Origin of the sequence: Achromobacter mucicolens, from assembly GCF_029866465.1 — a bacterium.
Taxonomy (GTDB): domain Bacteria; phylum Pseudomonadota; class Gammaproteobacteria; order Burkholderiales; family Burkholderiaceae_B; genus Achromobacter; species Achromobacter mucicolens.
The window spans coordinates 5472518-5489682 of the sequence record NZ_CP123364.1; the positions used below are offsets into that span (position 1 = coordinate 5472518).

At 67.6% G+C, this 17165-nt stretch carries 21 protein-coding genes; 9 read left to right on the forward strand and 12 right to left on the reverse strand.

Translation table 11 applies throughout. The features are described from left to right. Positions 1–91: 91 nt before the first annotated feature. The 3 genes from dksA (at position 92) to hslU (ending at position 2645) form a co-directional block, all read left to right on the forward strand. Positions 92–556, forward strand: a complete 465-nt coding sequence (dksA, locus tag QEP15_RS24930) for an RNA polymerase-binding protein DksA (RefSeq protein WP_056327244.1) — start codon at positions 92–94, stop codon at positions 554–556. A gap of 144 nt (positions 557–700) precedes the next feature. Beyond that, positions 701–1240 carry an ATP-dependent protease subunit HslV gene (hslV, locus tag QEP15_RS24935; RefSeq protein ID WP_062838867.1) on the forward strand — a complete coding sequence of 180 codons (540 nt, stop codon included), beginning with the start codon at positions 701–703 and terminating at the stop codon, positions 1238–1240. Positions 1241–1310: 70 nt separating this feature from the next. Next, positions 1311–2645, forward strand: a complete 1335-nt coding sequence (gene hslU, locus QEP15_RS24940; RefSeq protein WP_056327241.1) for an ATP-dependent protease ATPase subunit HslU — start codon at positions 1311–1313, stop codon at positions 2643–2645. Between the two features lie 75 nt (positions 2646–2720). Here hslU and QEP15_RS24945 read toward each other — a convergent pair whose 3' ends face one another. Further along, on the reverse strand, positions 2721–3026 hold the full coding sequence (locus QEP15_RS24945; protein ID WP_056327239.1) for a copper-binding protein: 306 nt from the start codon (positions 3024–3026) through the stop codon (positions 2721–2723). A gap of 224 nt (positions 3027–3250) precedes the next feature. Here QEP15_RS24945 and QEP15_RS24950 point away from each other — a divergent pair, with 224 nt between their 5' ends. Both QEP15_RS24950 and rfbD read left to right on the forward strand, forming a co-directional pair. Next, positions 3251–3805: a cob(I)yrinic acid a,c-diamide adenosyltransferase gene (locus QEP15_RS24950; protein WP_180097133.1), complete on the forward strand. Its 555-nt coding sequence runs from the start codon at positions 3251–3253 to the stop codon at positions 3803–3805. Between the two features lie 31 nt (positions 3806–3836). Next, positions 3837–4751, forward strand: coding sequence for a dTDP-4-dehydrorhamnose reductase (gene rfbD / locus QEP15_RS24955; RefSeq protein ID WP_280148221.1), 915 nt, complete (start codon positions 3837–3839; stop codon positions 4749–4751). Between the two features lie 42 nt (positions 4752–4793). Here the strand turns inward: rfbD and lipA are convergent, their stop codons facing one another. Next, positions 4794–5798 (reverse strand): lipoyl synthase, encoded by a 1005-nt coding sequence (gene lipA, locus QEP15_RS24960; protein WP_056327233.1) that lies wholly within the window; start codon positions 5796–5798, stop codon positions 4794–4796. Between the two features lie 157 nt (positions 5799–5955). Here lipA and QEP15_RS24965 point away from each other — a divergent pair, with 157 nt between their 5' ends. Beyond that, positions 5956–6768, forward strand: coding sequence for a LacI family DNA-binding transcriptional regulator (locus QEP15_RS24965; RefSeq protein WP_180097129.1), 813 nt, complete (start codon positions 5956–5958; stop codon positions 6766–6768). Positions 6769–6774: 6 nt separating this feature from the next. Here QEP15_RS24965 and QEP15_RS24970 read toward each other — a convergent pair whose 3' ends face one another. From QEP15_RS24970 to QEP15_RS25015, 10 genes are all read right to left on the reverse strand, one after another. Continuing rightward, entirely contained in the window at positions 6775–7503 is a 729-nt protein-coding gene (locus tag QEP15_RS24970) for a tetratricopeptide repeat protein (protein WP_152382954.1), read from the reverse strand. Beyond that, positions 7500–8138, reverse strand: coding sequence for a lipoyl(octanoyl) transferase LipB (lipB, locus tag QEP15_RS24975; RefSeq protein ID WP_280148222.1), 639 nt, complete (start codon positions 8136–8138; stop codon positions 7500–7502). Before lipB ends, QEP15_RS24970 begins: the two co-directional genes overlap by 4 nt. Before the next feature lie 12 nt (positions 8139–8150). After that, a complete protein-coding gene (locus QEP15_RS24980) occupies positions 8151–8423 on the reverse strand; it encodes a YbeD family protein (protein ID WP_056327226.1) in 273 nt (90 codons plus the stop codon). A gap of 134 nt (positions 8424–8557) precedes the next feature. Further along, on the reverse strand, positions 8558–9424 hold the full coding sequence (locus QEP15_RS24985) for a D-amino acid aminotransferase (protein ID WP_056327224.1): 867 nt from the start codon (positions 9422–9424) through the stop codon (positions 8558–8560). Positions 9425–9557: 133 nt separating this feature from the next. Beyond that, positions 9558–10820 carry a D-alanyl-D-alanine carboxypeptidase family protein gene (locus tag QEP15_RS24990; RefSeq protein ID WP_142052305.1) on the reverse strand — a complete coding sequence of 421 codons (1263 nt, stop codon included), beginning with the start codon at positions 10818–10820 and terminating at the stop codon, positions 9558–9560. A 152-nt stretch (positions 10821–10972) separates the two neighbouring features. Beyond that, entirely contained in the window at positions 10973–11626 is a 654-nt protein-coding gene (locus QEP15_RS24995) for an alpha/beta hydrolase (protein ID WP_152382956.1), read from the reverse strand. A gap of 102 nt (positions 11627–11728) precedes the next feature. After that, complete coding sequence (locus QEP15_RS25000; RefSeq protein ID WP_056327217.1) at positions 11729–12331, reverse strand: ABC-type transport auxiliary lipoprotein family protein; 603 nt, start codon at positions 12329–12331, stop codon at positions 11729–11731. Between the two features lie 5 nt (positions 12332–12336). After that, positions 12337–13284 (reverse strand): MlaD family protein, encoded by a 948-nt coding sequence (locus QEP15_RS25005; RefSeq protein WP_056327214.1) that lies wholly within the window; start codon positions 13282–13284, stop codon positions 12337–12339. Continuing rightward, positions 13271–14110: an ABC transporter ATP-binding protein gene (locus QEP15_RS25010; RefSeq protein WP_056327212.1), complete on the reverse strand. Its 840-nt coding sequence runs from the start codon at positions 14108–14110 to the stop codon at positions 13271–13273. Before QEP15_RS25010 ends, QEP15_RS25005 begins: the two co-directional genes overlap by 14 nt. Continuing rightward, on the reverse strand, positions 14110–15240 hold the full coding sequence (locus QEP15_RS25015; protein WP_056327209.1) for an MlaE family ABC transporter permease: 1131 nt from the start codon (positions 15238–15240) through the stop codon (positions 14110–14112). Before QEP15_RS25015 ends, QEP15_RS25010 begins: the two co-directional genes overlap by 1 nt. A gap of 93 nt (positions 15241–15333) precedes the next feature. Between QEP15_RS25015 and QEP15_RS25020 the strand changes: the two genes are divergently transcribed. From QEP15_RS25020 to QEP15_RS25030, 3 genes are read left to right on the forward strand one after another with little or no spacing between them, the layout of a single operon-like run. Further along, positions 15334–16185, forward strand: a complete 852-nt coding sequence (locus tag QEP15_RS25020; protein WP_217618387.1) for a biotin--[acetyl-CoA-carboxylase] ligase — start codon at positions 15334–15336, stop codon at positions 16183–16185. Then, entirely contained in the window at positions 16182–16988 is an 807-nt protein-coding gene (locus QEP15_RS25025) for a type III pantothenate kinase (RefSeq protein ID WP_226847557.1), read from the forward strand. The genes QEP15_RS25020 and QEP15_RS25025 overlap by 4 nt, the downstream gene beginning before the upstream one ends. Before the next feature lie 12 nt (positions 16989–17000). Continuing rightward, a complete protein-coding gene (locus tag QEP15_RS25030) occupies positions 17001–17165 on the forward strand; it encodes a hypothetical protein (protein ID WP_174245407.1) in 165 nt (54 codons plus the stop codon).

The window sequence follows — 17165 nt, forward strand, 5'->3', positions numbered from 1 at the left end:
CAGTACTGTGAGGTACGGATAGCGTAGGCAACAAGTAACACGGACCGGGACGGACGCCCGCGCCAGGATCGATTCATAGTGGAGTGTTTACATGGCTACCAAGGCAGCAACCAAAAAATCAAGCAAGTCGACGAGCGATACGGCGATTGATCTGCCCAGCGAGAAGGAATTGCTGGCCATGCCCGAGTCCGACTATATGAACGACCGCCAATTGGCGTTCTTCAAGGAACGGCTCAAACAACTCGAGCAGGACATTCTGGCCAACGCCGGCGAGACCACCGAGCACCTGCGTGAAACGCAATTCGTGCCCGATCCCGCCGACCGCGCCACCATCGAGGAAGAGCACGCCCTGGAACTGCGCACCCGCGACCGCGAGCGCAAGCTGCTCAAGAAGGTGCAGCAATCCATCGCCCGCATCGACAGCGGCGAATACGGCTGGTGCGAAGAAACGGGCGAGCCCATCGGCATCCCGCGCCTGCTCGCCCGCCCCACGGCCACCCTGTCGCTCGAAGCGCAGGAACGCCGCGAGATGCGTCAGAAGCTGTACGGCGACTGACCCGTCCCGCATTCGCTCCGTCCCCTGAAAGGCCATGCCGGTTTCCGCGCATGGCCTTTTTTATCGTCCCCGGGGCGCATGAAGTCCCCAGACCTTGATATCCCCGCGACCGCCCCCAGCTAACTTTTTCATAGGAAGGAACGCATGGAACAATTTCACGCCACCACCATCGTGTGTGTGCGCCGCGGCAACCGCGTCGCGCTGGGCGGCGATGGCCAGGTCACCCTGGGCAACATCGTCATCAAGGGCACTGCCCGCAAGATCCGCCGCCTCTATCACGACAAGATTCTCGCTGGCTTTGCCGGCGCCACCGCCGATGCGTTCACGCTGCAGGAACGCTTCGAGGCCAAGCTTGAAAAGCACCAGGGCAACCTGATGCGCGCCGCGGTCGAACTGACCCGCGACTGGCGCACCGACCGCGTCCTGCGCCGTCTGGAAGCCATGCTGATCGTGGCTGACGCCGAGCACACGCTGGTGCTCACCGGCAATGGCGACGTCCTGGAACCCGAGCACGGCCTGGCCGCCATCGGCTCCGGCGGCGCGTACGCCCAGTCGGCCGCCCTCGCGCTGCTGCGCAACACCGACCTGCCGCCCGAGACGATCATCAAGCAATCGCTCGAGATCGCCGGCGACCTGTGCATCTACACCAACCAGAACCACGTCATCGAAACGCTGGGCGAGTGACGCCCGCCACGCGGCGCAGCCTGCGCCGCGGCGCCCTCCCAGCCCGCCCTAGCTTCAAGGATCCGCCCTCATGTCCGCATCCAACATGACGCCCGGAGAGATCGTCTCCGAACTCGACAAGTACATCGTCGGCCAGAACCGCGCCAAGCGCGCCGTCGCCGTGGCGCTGCGCAACCGCTGGCGCCGCCAGCAGGTCGCCGAACCCCTGCGCCACGAAATCCATCCCAAGAACATCCTGATGATCGGCCCGACCGGCGTCGGCAAGACCGAGATCGCGCGCCGCCTGGCCAAGCTGGCCAACGCGCCGTTCATCAAGATCGAAGCCACCAAGTTCACCGAGGTCGGCTACGTGGGCCGCGACGTGGACACCATCATCCGCGACCTGACCGAATACTCCATCAAGCAGACCCGCGAGCTGGAAATGCGCCGCGTGCGCACCCAGGCCGAGGACGCCGCCGAAGACCGCATCCTGGACGCGCTGGTGCCTCCGCCCCGCGGCGCCTCGGGCGAACCGCAGCGCGGCGAAGACAACAGCGCCCGCCAGACCTTCAGGAAGCGCCTGCGCGAAGGGCTGATCGACGATCTGGAGATCGAGATCGAAGTCGCCCAGACCGTGCCGCAAATGGACGTCATGACGCCCCCGGGCATGGAAGAAATGGCCGAGCAGCTGCGCGGCATGTTCGCGGGCATGGCGCGCGACAAGAAAAAGCCCAAGAAGATGAAGGTGCGCGAAGCCTTCAAGCTCATCGTCGACGAAGAAGCCGCCAAGCGCGTCAACGAAGAAGACCTGCGCAGCGTGGCGATCACCAACGTCGAGCAGAACGGCATCGTCTTCCTGGACGAGATCGACAAGATTGCCGCCCGCCAGGAATCCGGCGGCGCCGATGTCTCGCGCCAGGGCGTGCAGCGCGACCTGCTGCCGCTGGTTGAAGGCACCACCGTCAACACGCGCTACGGCATGGTCCGCACCGATCACATCCTCTTCATCGCGTCGGGCGCCTTTCACCTGTCGCGCCCGTCGGACCTGATCCCCGAGCTGCAAGGCCGGTTCCCGATCCGCGTCGAACTCGAATCGCTCACCGCCGAAGACTTCGTGCGCATCCTGTCCGACACGGATGCGTCGCTGACCAAGCAGTACACGGCGCTGATGGCCACCGAGGACGTCGAGCTCGAATTCACCGACGAAGGCGTGCGCCGCCTGGCGGAGCTGGCCTTCGAGGTCAACGAAACCACCGAGAACATCGGCGCCCGCCGTCTGTACACGGTGATGGAAAAGCTGCTCGACGAGCTGTCCTTCGATGCGACCTCCAGCCAGGACAGGCACGTCAGGATCGACGCCGCCTACGTCAACGCGCAGCTGGCCGAAGCCGCCAGCAGCCAGGACCTGGCGCGTTACGTGCTCTGATCCCGCCCCCGGCGCAACCGGACGCAAAAAACCCCGCCGCAAGCGATTGCGGCGGGGTTTTTCATTAGGCCGGCGTCAGTTCGAGATCGCCGTCACCACGTACTTGCCGTCCTTGCGCGTGGCGGTAAAGCGCACCTTGTCGCCCGCCTTGATATTGGCCAGCAACGCCGGATCGGCCTGATAGACCAGCGACATCGCCGGCAGGTCCAGCGCCTTGATGGCATCGTGCTTGATCGTGACCTTGCCCGCAGCGGCGTCCACGCGCCGCACCTCGCCCGTGGCGTCGGCCTGCTGCGCGAACGCCAGGGGCGTGGCCAGCGAGACGACGGCCATTGCGGTGGCAACGGCCATGGGCGTTGTGTATTTGCGGTTAAAACCCATATGAAACCTCCCTATGCGGTCCGAGCGGGCAAGATGCCGAGGCGGTCTTGCCGCTTTTTACAGTGCTAGGATACTGCGCGAATGCAACAGTTCCGCTGCCAGTGCGCAACAATCCTGACGGTTGTTTGCTGACAGCCCCTGTTCGTGGCGGGCGCGCTTACCGTCGGACGCAAGCCGCTTACCTCTTTCACCACACGCTTCTCACCACACCGAATCACATCACCATGGCCAACCGCTTATCCGTCATTGCCACCCGCACCGGTGACGATGGCACCACTGGACTGGGGGACGGATCCCGGATCCCCAAGGACGCCCCCCGCATCGCCGCCCTGGGCGACGTGGACGAGCTGAACAGCGTCATCGGCCTGCTGCTGACCGAAGCGCTGCCCGAGGACGTGGCCGCCGACCTGCTCACCATCCAGCACGACCTGTTCGACATGGGCGCGGAGCTGTGCATCCCCGGCCACGTGGCGGTCAAGGATGAACAGGTTGCCCACCTGGATGCGCGCCTGGCGCATTACAACGCGGCGCTGCCGCCGCTGCGTGAATTCATCCTGCCCGGCGGTTCCCGGCCCGCGGCGCTGGCGCACATGGCCCGCACGGTGGCCCGGCGCGCGGAACGCGCCGTTGTGGCGCTGGCGGGCGTCGAAGCCGTCAACGCGCCGGTCAGGCAATACCTGAACCGGCTCTCGGACCTGATGTTCGTGCTGGCTCGCTACGTCAACCGGCATCTTGGTCAGCAGGACACCTTCTGGGCCGGCGCGCAGGCGCGCCGCTGACCTGTCCTCGCGCCTTCCGGAGCCCGCCCTCATGCCAAGCATCCTGTTATTGGGCAAGGACGGCCAGCTGGGCCGTGCGCTGCAGGCCGTCTTGCCGGCGGCGGGCGATCTGACGGCGCTGGGCCGGGATGCCCTGGACATGCGCGACCAGGGGGCCATTACCGCTGCGCTGGACGCGCATCGCCCCGACATCATCGTCAACGCGGCCGCATGGACCGCAGTCGACCAGGCCGAGCGCGAACCCGAAGCAGCCGCCCAGGTGAACGCGGTGGCGGTGTCCACGCTGGCACGGCACGCGGCGGCCAGCGGCGCGCTGCTGGTTCACTACTCCACGGATTACGTCTTTGACGGCGCGCTTGCGCGGCCCTACACCGAAGCCGACGCGCCCAATCCCATCAATGTGTATGGCGCCACCAAACTGGCCGGAGAACGCGCCATTGCGGCAAGCGGTTGCCAGGCGCTGGTGCTGCGCTGCAGCTGGATCCATTCGCTGCACGGGCGCAATTTCTTTCGCACGATCCTGAGCCTGGCCCGCACGCGTGCATCGCTACAGGTCGTGGCGGACCAGCACGGCACGCCAACGCCCGCTTCGCTGATCGCGCAAACCACGGTGCGCTGCATCGCCCTGCATCAGGCGCGGACGCTGCCGTCGGGGCTTTATCACGTCGCAGCCGCCGGCTCCACAAGCTGGCATGCGTACGCGCAGTACCTTGTCGCGGGCGCCCGCAAGCGGGGCGTCAATCTAACGCTGAAACCTGAGCAGATTGCCGCCGTGGCGTCGGCGGACTATGCGGCAGACGCCGCGCGGCCGCGCAACTCACGGCTGGACACAACGGCCTTGGCGTTGGCAACCGGCTTTGCGCCGGCCGACTGGACCACGTATGTGGACGAGAGCCTGGATGCGCTCGTGGCCTGCGGCGTGGAGAAGTTTTTTTCGCAGGCGTAGCGGGCGCGGCCACGCAAGGCCACGCCCATACCGATCAGACGATCAGTTCACGCCAGCCGCGTGCGCCTGCTCGTCGGCGTGGTACGAAGACCGCACCATCGCGCCGACCGCCGCATGCGAGAACCCCATCGCGTACGCTTCGCGCTCGAACATCGCGAACGTATCGGGGTGCACATAGCGCAGCACCGGCAGGTGGTGTTCGGACGGCTGCAGGTACTGGCCGATCGTGATCATGTCCACGTTGTGCTCGCGCATGTCGCGCATCACCTGCAGGATTTCCTCGTCGGTCTCGCCCAGGCCCAGCATCAGGCCCGATTTGGTGGGCACTTCCGGATGCAGCTTCTTGAACTCGGCCAGTAACTTCAGCGAGTGCATGTAGTCCGAGCCCGGACGCGCCTGCTTGTACAGACGCGGCACGGTTTCCAGGTTGTGGTTCATGACGTCCGGGGGACCGGCGTTCAGGATGGTCAGCGCGCGGTCCAGGCGGCCGCGGAAGTCGGGCACCAGCACCTCGATGCGGGTGGTGGGCGACAGTTCGCGGATATGCGTGATGCAGTCCACGAAGTGGCCCGCGCCCCCATCGCGCAGGTCGTCGCGGTCGACCGAGGTGATCACCACGTACGACAGCTTCATGGCGGCGATGGTGCGCGCCAGGTTTTCGGGTTCCTTGGTGTCCAGCGGATCGGGCCGGCCGTGGCCCACATCACAGAACGGGCAGCGGCGCGTGCACTTGTCGCCCATGATCATGAAGGTGGCGGTGCCCTTGCCGAAGCATTCGCCGATGTTGGGGCACGAGGCCTCTTCACAGACCGTGTGCAGGTTGTGCTCGCGCAGGATGCGCTTGATGTCGTAGAAGCGCGAACCGGGCGCGGCGGCCTTCACGCGGATCCATTCGGGCTTCTTCAGGCGCTCGGCCGGAATGATCTTGATGGGAATGCGCGCCGTCTTGGCCTGCGATTTCTGCTTTTGCGTCGGATCGTAGACCGCCTCGGCAGGCGCGGCGGCGGATTCGTTCGAGGGCACAGGAGACTCGGCGAGCGTGGACATGGGACACCTTCGTGACCGGCGCGCAAAAACGGCCGGGTCTGGGAGAAAACAGGCATTTTACCCCTCACGGCCCGATCCGCCGCGGGAACGTCCCACGCCCCCGGGGACCGCCGGCCCTGGGTTATCGTCTGGCCTGACGCATTTCCTGCCTTTTGCCATGCCCTGCCTGCCCTCGCCCGCCCCGATTGCCGTGATTGCCGCCCGTCTGGATGCCGGCCCGACCGCCCGTGCCCTCCAGGCGTGCAGCGAGCGGCTGGCCCCCGCCGGCTACTACCTGGCGGCGGCGCCCTGGCACGACGCCGCGGCGCTGCCGCTGCTGGAGGCGCTGCGGCCAGCGGCCGCCCTCGTCGTCGGTCCCCTGGACAACGCCGCGCTGCGCGCCACGCTCGCTGCGCTGGAGATTCCGGTCGTCGAGACCTGGAGCGTTTCGCCCCAGATGCTGGACAGCGCGGTGGCGATCGACAACGCCGAGGCCGGCCGCATGGCGGCTCGGCACCTGGCCGAAAAGCGCCATTTGCGCGTCGCCTGCGTCAGCGCCGACACGCCCTGGGAGCGCGCCCGGCGCGAGGGCTTCGTCGGCAGCGCCGCCGCGCTGGGCCTGGAACGGGTCGCCGACATCGTGCAGCCCGAGGTCCAGCACATGAACGACGGCCGCATGGCTTTTCTGCGCTTGCTGGCCACCAACACGATCTTCGATGCGGTGTTCTGCACGTCCGACCTGCTGGCGGCCGCCGCCGTGTCGGAAGCGCACAACCGCGACCTGCAGGTGCCGCAGGATCTGGCCGTGCTGGGGTTTTCGGATGACGGCAGCGCCGTGCAGTGGGTGCAGGGCCTGACCACGCTGGGCGTGGACGCCGCCGAATTGGGCCGGCGGGCCGGCCAGTTGCTATTGGACCGGCTGGAAGGCGAGCGCGGCGCGGGCCAGCGCGACATGATCGATGTGGTGCTGGACCTGCGGCTCAGCACCTGATCCGCGTCAGTCCGCGACCTCGTACAGGGCGGGAAAGCCGCAGTCCTGCAGCATGCCGTTGGCTTCCTTCAGGAAAGCCTGCGTGGCGGTTTCGGGAACGCGCACAAGCCACGCCACGGCGTCTTCCTTGCGGCCCTGCAACAGCAGCATGCGGCCCAGGTGGAACATGCCCCGGAAATCGCCGCCCTCGGCGCAGCGCCGATAGCAGTCGAACGCGCGCTCCAGGTCTTGCGGGACCACGTCGCCCGCTTCGTGATAGCGGCCCACCACGCCAATCGACTTCACGTGGCCGGCTTGAGCAGCCTGCTGGTACAGCGCCAGCGCCGCGGCCTGATTCTGCGTGACGCCGCCGCGGCCCGTGCGCAGCATGTGCGCGTAGTTGTACATGCCCCAATCCAGGCCCGCGTCCGCCGCACGCCGGAACCAGTAGGCCGCGACCGTATCGTCGGCCGCCACGCCCCAGCCGTTTTCATAGCAGCGCCCCACCATGTTGATGGCCATGGGGTGATCGGCGTGCGCCGCGCGCTTGAACCACGACAGGCCCTCGGCGGGTTGGCGTTCGACGCCCACGCCGTCCAGCAGCATCTGCCCGTAGATCGTCTGCGCCTCGGTCAGCCCCAGGTCGGCGGCGGCGCGGATCCATGCGGCGTATTCCTCGGGCGGCCCGGATTCGCGCAGCCGGGCAAGCTGTTCGGGCGTGGTGGCGGCGACCTCGGCCGCGGTGTAGGTCTTCAATTCGCGTTCCTTCGGCAATTCCAGGCGAGCGCCAGGTTCTGCGCCAGCGCATCGCCCGCTTCGGTGGGAGAGCACCGCACGCCACAGGCCGCCATGTCGACGGTGCGCAAGCCTTCGTAGCCACAGGGGTTGATGCCCAGGAACGGCGCCAGATCCATCTCGACGTTCAGCGACACGCCATGGTAGGCGCGGCCGTTGCGGATCTTGATGCCCAGCGCCGCGATCTTGGCCAGCTCACCGCCTTCGGGATGCGGCACGTAGACGCCCGGGGCACCGGGCTTGCGACAGGCCCCGCCCACGCCCAACTGCGCGAGCGTGTCGATGACGGCCGATTCCAGCAGCGCCACGTATTCCTTGACGTACATGTCGGCGCGGCGCAGGTCAAAGAGCGCGTAGGCCATGACCTGCCCGGGGCCGTGATAGGTCACCTGACCGCCCCGGTCGCAATGCACGATGGGAATGTTGCCGGGGTTGAGCACGTGCTCCGGCCGGCCCGCCTGGCCCAGCGTGTAGACCGGCGTGTGCTCGCACAGCCAGATTTCATCTGGCGTGCCGGCGTCGCGCTGACTGGTGTACGCCTGCATGTCCTGCCAGACCGGCAGGTAATCCACCGGCCGCGCGAGCCACTTGATCACAGCGGTCTTGCCTTACAGGACGATGGACACCATGGGATGGCCATGCAGCGCCCGGTACAGCGCGTCGAGCTGCTCGCGCGAGGTCGCGCGCACGGTGAAGGTCAGGCCAAGATAGTTGCCGCCCTTGCTGGGCCGCATTTCGACGGTCGCGGCGTCGAATGCCGGATCGAACTGCAATACGACCTCGGTCAGCGTCTGCGCAAAGTCGGGATGGTGCTTGCCCATGACCTTGATGGGAAAGTCGCTGGGATATTCGATCAACGAATCTTCGGGCGGAATGTGCATGATGTGCCTAAAGTAAGAGTTGCCCCTGAATGTTCTTATATGGGGGCAAGCGGCGCGCCGGCAAGTGCCGGCGGGCGCCGCCGGGGCGGGCGGCCGACCCGCAGGTATCGCAAGCGGGCCGCCCCGCGCCGGGACTACAGCGCGGCGATGCGGGCATCATAACCCGCACGCAATTGCTCAAAAACAGGGCCGGGCTTGCCCGATCCGACCGGTTTGCCGTCCAGCGAAACGATGGCCAGCACTTCCTTGGTGGCGGACGACAGCATCAGCTCGTCGGCCTGCTCCACCTCGGCTTGCGAGATCCGGCGGGACTCGAACGGGATGCCGGCCTCGGCGGCCAGTTCACCCATCAGGCCGTAGCGGATGCCTTCGAGGATCAGGTTGTTCTTGGGCGGGGCCAGCAGCTTGCCGCCGGACACGACCCAGATATTGGTGGACGCGCCTTCGGTCAGGTAGCCGTCGCGGAACTGCAGGACTTCGTCCACCTGCGCATCCACGGCCTGCTGCTTGGCCAGCACGTTGCCCAACAGAGACACGGACTTGATCTCGCAGTGCAGCCAGCGTTCGTCGGGGATGCTGATGGCGGACAGGCCCTGTGCGCGTTGCGCGGCCGTCGGCGGCGACCAGGCCGCGATCATGCCGAACACCGTGGGAGTGACGGCCGGCGACGGGAACGGATGGTCGCGCTTGGCCACGCCGCGCGTCACTTGCAGATAGACGATGCAGGTGTCCAGGTTGGAGCGGTCCAGCAACTGCTCGATCAGGTTGATCCACCCGCTGCGGTCGAACGGCTGCGCGATGCGCAAGGCGGCCAGGCTGCGGTCAAGACGGTCAAGGTGTTCGGCCATGCGGAACGCATTGCCCTGGTACACGGGGACGACTTCGTAAATGCCGTCGCCGAAAATGAAGCCGCGGTCCAGGACGGAGACCTTGGCCTCGTCCATGCGCAGGAATTCACCGTTGAGATACACCTGGCTTTCGCCCGGCACGCCCGGAATCATGAGGCACTCCTGAATTTGAAATGGAACAGGGACGAGCCGCGCGGCCCGCCCCCGAAGAATGCAAAACGGGCGTTTCGCGCACGAAACGCCCGCTGCTAGCTTACACCCGCGGCCCTGGCCGCGGTGCGCCGATTTACTGGAACCAGCGCTTGACGGTGTCGACCATGCGGCCGAAGAAGCCGGCGCGCTCGACGGCGTCCTGCACCACCAGCGGTTCGGTGCGCAGCACCTTGCCGTCCAGCGTGAACTGCAGCGTGCCGACCTGCTGACCCTTGGCCAGCGGCGCGATCAGCGGATCGGTGCGCTGGGCAACCGGCTTCAAGTCGCCGGCCTTGCCGCGCGGCACGGCGATGGACACCGGATTGGGCGGACCCAGCTTGACGTTTTCGGCGGTGCCTTCCCAGACGCGGGCGTCGATGCCGGGCTGGCTCTTGTCGAACAGCTTGACCGTGTCGAAGTTCTGGAAGCTCCAGTTCAGGAGCTTCAGGCTTTCTTCGGCGCGGGTGGCTTCGCTGTCGGTGCCCACCACGACCACCAGGATGCGGCGGTCGCCACGCATGGCCGTGGAGACCAGGCAGTAGCCGGCCGAGTCGGTATGGCCGGTCTTCATGCCATCGACCGAGGGGTCGGCCCACAACAGGCGATTGCGGTTGGGCTGCGTGATCTTGTTGTAGGTGTAGCTCTTCTGCTTGTAGTAGTGGAAGAAGTCCGGGTGATCCGTGATGAGGTGCGCGGACAGCGTGGCCAGATCGCGCGTGGACGTCACGTGCTGGGGATCGGGCAGGCCCGTGGCGTTCATGAAGTGCGTGTTCTTCATGCCCAGGCGCTCGGCCTCCTGGTTCATCAGCGCGGCAAAGGCGGATTCGCTGCCGCCCACGGCTTCGGCCAGCGCCACGGAGGCGTCGTTGCCCGATTGCACGATCATGCCCTGGTTCAGTTCGTCCACCGTGACCGGCTTGCGCGGCTCGATGAACATGCGCGAGCCGCCCGTGCGCCACGCGTGCTCGGACACCGGCACGGTCTGCTCCAGCGTCAGGCGCTTTTCGTCCAGCGCGTTGAACACGACGTAGGCCGTCATGATCTTGGTGAGCGAGGCCGGCTCGACCTTCATGTCGGGGTTGGATGCGGCCAGCGTCTGGCCGCTGTTCACATCGATGACGATCCAGGCCTTGGCCGCGATGGTGGGAGCCGGGACGGCCGACACGTCGCCAACAGGCACTGCACCCGAGGGCGACGGCGCCGGGGCCGTCGCGGCCGGCGCGGCGGCGGGTGCGGCTGGCGCCTGCTGCGCCCACGCCGGCAGTGAGGCCGCCAGCATCGCTGACAACACGGCGCCCGAGATCAGGCGGCGGGTAAAGACAACGGGGGATTGAGCGGAGTGAGGCAATTTCTTCATCGGCAACGTGGGTCCAGGAATGACGCCCGCCGGCGCGGGGCAAGTGGCTGACAATTATAGGCAGTCGATCAGACCCATCCCGGCCGCGCAGGGTTCCCTGCGCGCCTAAAACATGCAACCTGATGCAACCTGCCGCGGCGGCAAGGCCCGTTTCAGTCCAGCGCGACCTTCAGGCGGGCCTGCACCAGCTGACGCAGCACGAGCAGCTTGCCATGGAAGAAATGCGAGGCGCCCGGCACCACCACGACCGGAATCGAGCGCGGCCGCGCCCAGTCCATGGCTTCGGACAACGGCACCACCTCGTCTTCTTCGCCATGCACCAACAGCGTGTCGTCGGGCACCTGCACTTCGTGCGATTGGAAGCGGTTGACCGCCGGCCCCATCAGCATCAGCGCCGACGGCAGAACGGCGTCGCCCTGCTCGGCCAGCGCGGCGTAGGTCTGCGCGGCGACCGCCGTGCCAAACGAGAATCCCGCCAGCACCCACGGCGCCTGCGCCAGCTCGGGGTGCAGCTCGCGCATCTGCGCCACGACGGCCAGCATGTCTTCGGTTTCGCCGACGGATTTGTCGAACACGCCTTCGGAGTGGCCGACACCGCGGAAGTTGGGACGCACCGCCACCAGGCCGTGCTGCACGCAGGCGCGCGACAGGGTCGTGACCACCTTGTTCTCGCGTGCGCCGCCCTGCAGCGGATGCGGATGCAGCACCAGCGCCCAGCCGCGCGGCGCGTCGGCGGGCCAGTCGATGGCGCAATCGATACGGCCGGCGGCGCCGACGAAAGCGTGGGTTTCAGTGCGTGCGGACATGGCGGGACTCAACGTGCGGAAAAAGGAACGATGTTAACCGCCCGGCCCGCGCGGCGAAATCCGGGTCAACCGTCAACGGCGCGCGCAAGCGCGAGCCCGAGCTCACTTTCCGCGGGCGGCGGCAGGCGGTCGCAGCGTCGCCGCCAGCCATTGCGCCAGCTGGTCGCTGGCCTCGTCGGTGGCCTGGCGCAGCGCGGCCACGCCGCCTGCGGCGTCCTGCGTGGGCGCGGGCGCGGCCACCATGATGCGCTTCTGGTCCACGACCTCGCGCCCGTTCAGCAACACGGCTTGCAACAGCAGGCGTCCCTGGCTCGACTGGCCGTCCTCGGTGAACACCTGCTCGAACTGCGCCAGCGACACCTGCAATTGCGGCGTCTGCAACGTGACGCGGTCGCCCAGCACCGCGCCCTGGCGCGACAGGCGATCGGTGATGCGCTGGCGCACCAGCTCGGCGGGCGACGCCGCCCAGCGATAGGTGGCGTACGACCGGGGCGCGGCGCTGTCGCCCACGCGCCAGATCATGCCGGTGTCGGACAGCCCCGGCGCGGCCTGGAACGACAGCGCGATCGGATCGCGCGCCGGCAACGCAGGCACGGGCCGCGCGTCCAGCCCCAGGTCGAACAACTGGGGCGGCGCGTCCACGCGGCCGATGCCGCAACCGGCCAGGGCCAGGGTCAGGATCAGAATGGCGCTGCGCATCTTCATGGGATCTATCTCCGGAATCCGGCAAAGCCGGGCTCGCCGGGTCCCGGCGCAATGGGCGCGGGACCGAACAGGAACGATTGCGGCGTGCTGTCCACACGGCGCAAGGTGGTGGTGGCGCCCCGTGCGGCCGTGCTGACATCGTTGGCCATGGTGGTGAAGGCCGGCAAGGTCTCGCCATCGAGCCGCGCGGCGGCCAGCGCGATGTCGTTCAGGCTGCGGGTCGCGACGGCCAGCGGGCCGTCGGGCGCGTTCAATCGCGCGAGCGACTGGCGGGCCTGCTGGGCCAGGTCGCCGATCTCGCGCGCGGCGCGGTCGGCCTGGCGCGAGGTGGTGTTCAAGGAATCCATCAACGGACCAAGCTTGGCCAGCGTGGGCGCCAGATCACGGGTGGCGTCCTTCAGGGACTGCGAGATGTCGGTGGCGTTCTGCAGGCTGGCCGTGAGGGCCTGCACGTTCTGTTCGCTCAGCACGCGCTTCAGTTGCTCCGTCGCCACCTCGACGTTGGAAATCAGCTTGTCGCCGCGCTTTTCGATGCGGTCCAGAAAGCCCGGACGCAGCGGAATGGCGGCCGGATGCTCGGCCGTGGACGTCAGGCGCTTGAGCGATGAGCCGTCATCGCGCAGGTCCACGTTGGCCATGCCGGTCACGCCCTGCACGCCCAGTTCGGCCCAGGTCGATTCGGTGATCGGCGTGTTGGGGGCCACGCCAATCCGGATGCGCACCTGCCCCGGCTTGTCGGGATTGAGCGCCAGCGACTGCACGCGGCCCACGGGCACGCCCTGGTACCGCACCGCCGATTGCGGATTCAGGCCGGTGACGGCCGTGGCCGAAATGATTTCGTATGGCTGCAATTGCGTCCGGTCGCGGCCGATCCAGATGGCTGTCAGCGTCGCGGCAGCCAGCAGGACCAGCGTGAAGATACCGGCCATGAGCGCATGACTACGGTTTTCCATGGTGCATTCCCTTCGGTGCCAAATCTCCCAGCGCGCGCAAGCCGCGCTCGCCCAGGAAGAATGTATGAATGAACGGGTGATCGAACTTCAGGACTTCAGGCACCGTGTCGCAAATGATCACCCGTTTCTCGGCCAGCACGGCCACGCGCGTGGCCAGCGCCAGCAGCGTGTCCAGGTCGTGCGTCACCATGACGACGGTAAAGCCAAGCTGCCGGTGCAAACTGCGCACCAGGTCGACGAATTCGTCGGACCGCAGCGGATCGAGCCCCGCCGTGGGTTCGTCCAGGAACAGCAATTCCGGGTCCAGCGACAGCGCGCGCGCCAGCGCCACGCGCTTGACCATGCCGCCGGACAGGTCCGAGGGGCGCTTGTCCGCATCGCGCGACGACAGGCCCACCATCGCAAGCCGGCACATGACCACGTCGCGCACCAGGTCTTCGGGCACCGTGCGCAGTTCGCGCAGCGGCAGCGCCACGTTGTCGAACACCGACAGCGCCGAGAAAAGCGCGCCCGCCTGGAACAGCATGCCCCAGCGGTATGACAGGCGCCGGCGTTCGCCCGGAGACAGTTCCGAAAGCGTATGCCCCAGCACCTTCACGGTGCCCGCTGCCGGCACGTCCAGCCCGATGATCTGCCGCAGCAGCACCGTTTTGCCCGTGCCCGAGCCGCCGACCAGCACCAGGATTTCTCCCGGAAACACCGTCAGGTCCAGGTTCTCGTGCACCACGTGATCGCCGAAGGCCGTGCGAAGGCCGCGCACGGTGATGACCGGCTCGACGGTGACGCCCTCTTCGGTAAACAGCCGGTGTTGCGCGGCGCTATTCATCAAATGCCCACCGTGCTGAAGATGACCGCGTACACCGCATCCAGCAAAATCACGCCCGTGATCGACGTAACCACGGATGTCGTGGTGCCGCGTCCCAGGCTTTCGGTGTTGGGCTGGATGCGCAGGCCGAAGTGGCAGGCAATGAGCGCGATCAGGATGCCGAAGGTCACGCCCTTGAGCATGCCGATCCAGTAATTGGTCAGCGAGATTGCATCGGGCAGCGATTGCAAAAACCACTGCGCGGACACGCCCAGCTGCGCCATCGCCGCCAGCATGCCGCCCAGGAGCGCCATGGCGCTGGTCCACAGCACCAGCAGCGGCATCGTGACCGCCAGCGCCACCACGCGCGGCAGGATGAGGCGCTGGCCGTGCGAAATGCCCATCACCAGCATCGCGTCCAGTTCCTGCGTCACGCGCATCACCCCGATCTGCGCCGTAATCGCGGATCCCGACCGGCCGGCCACGAGGATCGCCGCAAGCACCGGTCCCAGCTCTCGCACGATGGAGACCCCCAGGAGGCGCACGATGAAGCGGTCGGCGCCGAACATCTGTAGCTGCTGGGCCGACAGGTAAGACAGCACCACGCCGATCAGAAAGCCCACCAGCGCGGTGATGCCCAGCGCCTGCGCGCCGGTCCGGTACACCTGCGCGGAGATCTCGCGCCACGGGCCCAGCCAGGGCCGGCGCAGCATCGCGCCGACATCCAGCACGAGCTGGCCCAGCATGATGAGCAGCGCCTTGCCGTTTTCGGCGGCCTGCAGGACCGCGCCGCCGGTGGCGCGTACCCACGACCATGTCTCGGGCTTGGGCGCCGCCGCGGGCGTCTCGCCCTTGTTCATCGCCAGCGTGTTGAAGACATCCTGCTGCCCGGCGCCCCAGCGCACGCGCTCGGGCAGCTTCTCGCCCCAGGCCTGCCAGATGATCAGCGCGCCGATGGTGTCCAGCCGATGGATGCTGTGCATGTCCCAACGGGCGCCGTCCTTGGCCGCCTGCGCGAGGGCCGCGCGCCTGCGTTCGACCTCGCCCGACTCGGCCAGCGCCAGGACGCTCCAATCGCCGCCCACGTGGCAAACCCCGCCTTCGTAGCGAAAAGGCGCGGCGGCGGTCGCAAGCAATGCGGAATGCGGCATGTCGTCAGGGTACCGATGCAAAATGTATCGCCAATCATAAACGCTGGGGCCCCGCAGCCGCGAGCGCGGCCCGCGTGCCCTACAATCGCGGCCATGCCCGCCCCCGTTTGCCCCATCGACCTGCCCGCCCCGGAATCGCTTGCCCGGACGCTCGCGGACCGCCTGCCCGCCTTCCAGGACATTGCCTGGACCCGCAGCACCGGATCGACCAATGCCGACCTGCTTGCGCGCGCGCGCACGGGCGCCGGCGCGGGCAAGCCCTGGCTGCTGGGCACGCATCTGCAGGAGACCGGCCGGGGCCGAGCCGGCCGCCCGTGGCAGAACCGCTCGGGCTCCACGCTGATGTTCTCGTGCGCATTCGACGTGCACCTGCCGGCCACGCAACTGGCCGCGTTATCGCCGCTGGCCGGCGTGGCCGCCTGCGAGGCGCTGCGCACCGTCGCCGGGCCCGAGCCGCGCGGCCTGTGCATGAAATGGCCCAACGACGTCCAATGGCACGACGCCAAGCTGGCCGGCATCCTGGTGGAAACCACCCGCAATCCGGGCGGCCGCGACGCCGGATACACCGTGGTGATCGGCATGGGCGTGAACCTTATCGATGCGGCCGAGCTGTCGCTTGCCCTGGGCCGCGAGGTCGCGGACTGGACCCAAGTGCAGGCCGGCGCCGCGCACGCGGCTGCGGCCGCCGATCTGGTCTGCGCCAGCGCCACGGCCTGGCACGAGGCGGTCCGCACGCTCGAACGCGAAGGCTTCGGCGTATTCCGGCAGCGTTTCGACCAGGTGGACGCCCTGGCGGGCCGCAAGGTGAACGTGCTGGACAAGGGCGCTATTCTTCTAAGCGGCACCGCCTGTGGCGTGGACGATCAAGGCCGCCTGCTGGTGCAAACGCCCGAGGGCGCCACACCGATCTCGGTCGGTGAAATTTCGATTCGACGCCAAGCATGATTATTCTCATCGACTCCGGCAACAGCCGACTCAAAGTGGGTTGGCTGGACGCCAGCAATCCGGACATGCCGCGCGAGCCCGCGGCCGTCGCCTTCGACGGCCTGGACCTGAACGCGCTGGATGACTGGCTGGCCGCCCTGCCGCGGCCGCCGCTGCGCGCGTTGGGCGTGAACGTCGCCGGCGCGGCCCGCGGCGACGCCATCGCGGACATCCTGAGCAAACACGGCTGCGCGGTCACCTGGTCGCTGTCGCAAGCAACGACGCTGGGTCTGGTCAACAGCTATCGCACCCCCACCCAGCTGGGCGCCGACCGCTGGGCATCGCTGCTAGGCGTGCTCTCGCGCCTGCCGGGCACGCATCCGCCTTTCGTGCTGGCCAGCTTCGGCACCGCCACCACCATCGACACCGTCGGACCGGACAACGTCTTCGCGGGCGGCCTGATCCTGCCGGGCCCGGCCATGATGCGCACCTCGCTTGCACACGGCACGGCCAACCTGCCCATCGCCAACGGCCAGGTCGTGCCCTACCCCACGGACACGCACGAGGCCATCGCCTCGGGCATTGCCGCGGCCCAGGCCGGCGCCGTCGTGCGCCAATGGCTGGCGGGCCGCCAGCGCTACGGCCAGACGCCGCAGATCTACGCGGCCGGCGGCGGCTGGCCCGAAGTACATCAAGAAATCGAACGCCTGCTGGCCGATGCGGGCGGCGCGTTTGGTGCGACGCCCGTTCCCGTCTACCTGGACCATCCCGTCCTGGACGGGCTGGCCGCCGTGGCGCGCGCCACGTTGAACACCTCTTTCTGACGAAGGTCCGGCATGCGCGTGCTCTTCATCCTGATCCTGCTTGCGAACCTGGGCGTCTTTGCGCTGGGACAGGGCTGGCTGGGCGCCCGGCCCGAGGACGAGGGCCGGGATGCGCGGCGGTTCAGCCAGGAATTGAACCCCGGCGCCGTGACGCTGACGCCGCGCAAAACGCCTTAA

Bases quoted from the DNA above. Each gene is read 5' to 3' on its own strand.
- QEP15_RS24965 (WP_180097129.1), top strand. From the start codon at position 5,956: ATGCCCTGCCTGCCCTCGCCCGCCCCGATTGCCGTGATTGCCGCCCGT.
- QEP15_RS25000 (WP_056327217.1), bottom strand. From the start codon at position 12,331: ATGAAGATGCGCAGCGCCATTCTGATCCTGACCCTGGCCCTGGCCGGT.
- QEP15_RS24980 (WP_056327226.1), bottom strand. From the start codon at position 8,423: ATGCACATTCCGCCCGAAGATTCGTTGATCGAATATCCCAGCGACTTT.
- QEP15_RS24950 (WP_180097133.1), top strand. From the start codon at position 3,251: ATGGCCAACCGCTTATCCGTCATTGCCACCCGCACCGGTGACGATGGC.
- QEP15_RS25010 (WP_056327212.1), bottom strand. From the start codon at position 14,110: ATGAATAGCGCCGCGCAACACCGGCTGTTTACCGAAGAGGGCGTCACC.
- hslV (WP_062838867.1), top strand. From the start codon at position 701: ATGGAACAATTTCACGCCACCACCATCGTGTGTGTGCGCCGCGGCAAC.
- QEP15_RS24990 (WP_142052305.1), bottom strand. From the start codon at position 10,820: ATGAAGAAATTGCCTCACTCCGCTCAATCCCCCGTTGTCTTTACCCGC.
- QEP15_RS25030 (WP_174245407.1), top strand. From the start codon at position 17,001: ATGCGCGTGCTCTTCATCCTGATCCTGCTTGCGAACCTGGGCGTCTTT.
- QEP15_RS25005 (WP_056327214.1), bottom strand. From the start codon at position 13,284: ATGGAAAACCGTAGTCATGCGCTCATGGCCGGTATCTTCACGCTGGTC.
- QEP15_RS25015 (WP_056327209.1), bottom strand. From the start codon at position 15,240: ATGCCGCATTCCGCATTGCTTGCGACCGCCGCCGCGCCTTTTCGCTAC.
- QEP15_RS24995 (WP_152382956.1), bottom strand. From the start codon at position 11,626: ATGTCCGCACGCACTGAAACCCACGCTTTCGTCGGCGCCGCCGGCCGT.
- QEP15_RS24945 (WP_056327239.1), bottom strand. From the start codon at position 3,026: ATGGGTTTTAACCGCAAATACACAACGCCCATGGCCGTTGCCACCGCA.
- lipA (WP_056327233.1), bottom strand. From the start codon at position 5,798: ATGTCCACGCTCGCCGAGTCTCCTGTGCCCTCGAACGAATCCGCCGCC.
- QEP15_RS25025 (WP_226847557.1), top strand. From the start codon at position 16,182: ATGATTATTCTCATCGACTCCGGCAACAGCCGACTCAAAGTGGGTTGG.
- QEP15_RS25020 (WP_217618387.1), top strand. From the start codon at position 15,334: ATGCCCGCCCCCGTTTGCCCCATCGACCTGCCCGCCCCGGAATCGCTT.
- dksA (WP_056327244.1), top strand. From the start codon at position 92: ATGGCTACCAAGGCAGCAACCAAAAAATCAAGCAAGTCGACGAGCGAT.
- hslU (WP_056327241.1), top strand. From the start codon at position 1,311: ATGTCCGCATCCAACATGACGCCCGGAGAGATCGTCTCCGAACTCGAC.
- rfbD (WP_280148221.1), top strand. From the start codon at position 3,837: ATGCCAAGCATCCTGTTATTGGGCAAGGACGGCCAGCTGGGCCGTGCG.
- QEP15_RS24985 (WP_056327224.1), bottom strand. From the start codon at position 9,424: ATGATTCCGGGCGTGCCGGGCGAAAGCCAGGTGTATCTCAACGGTGAA.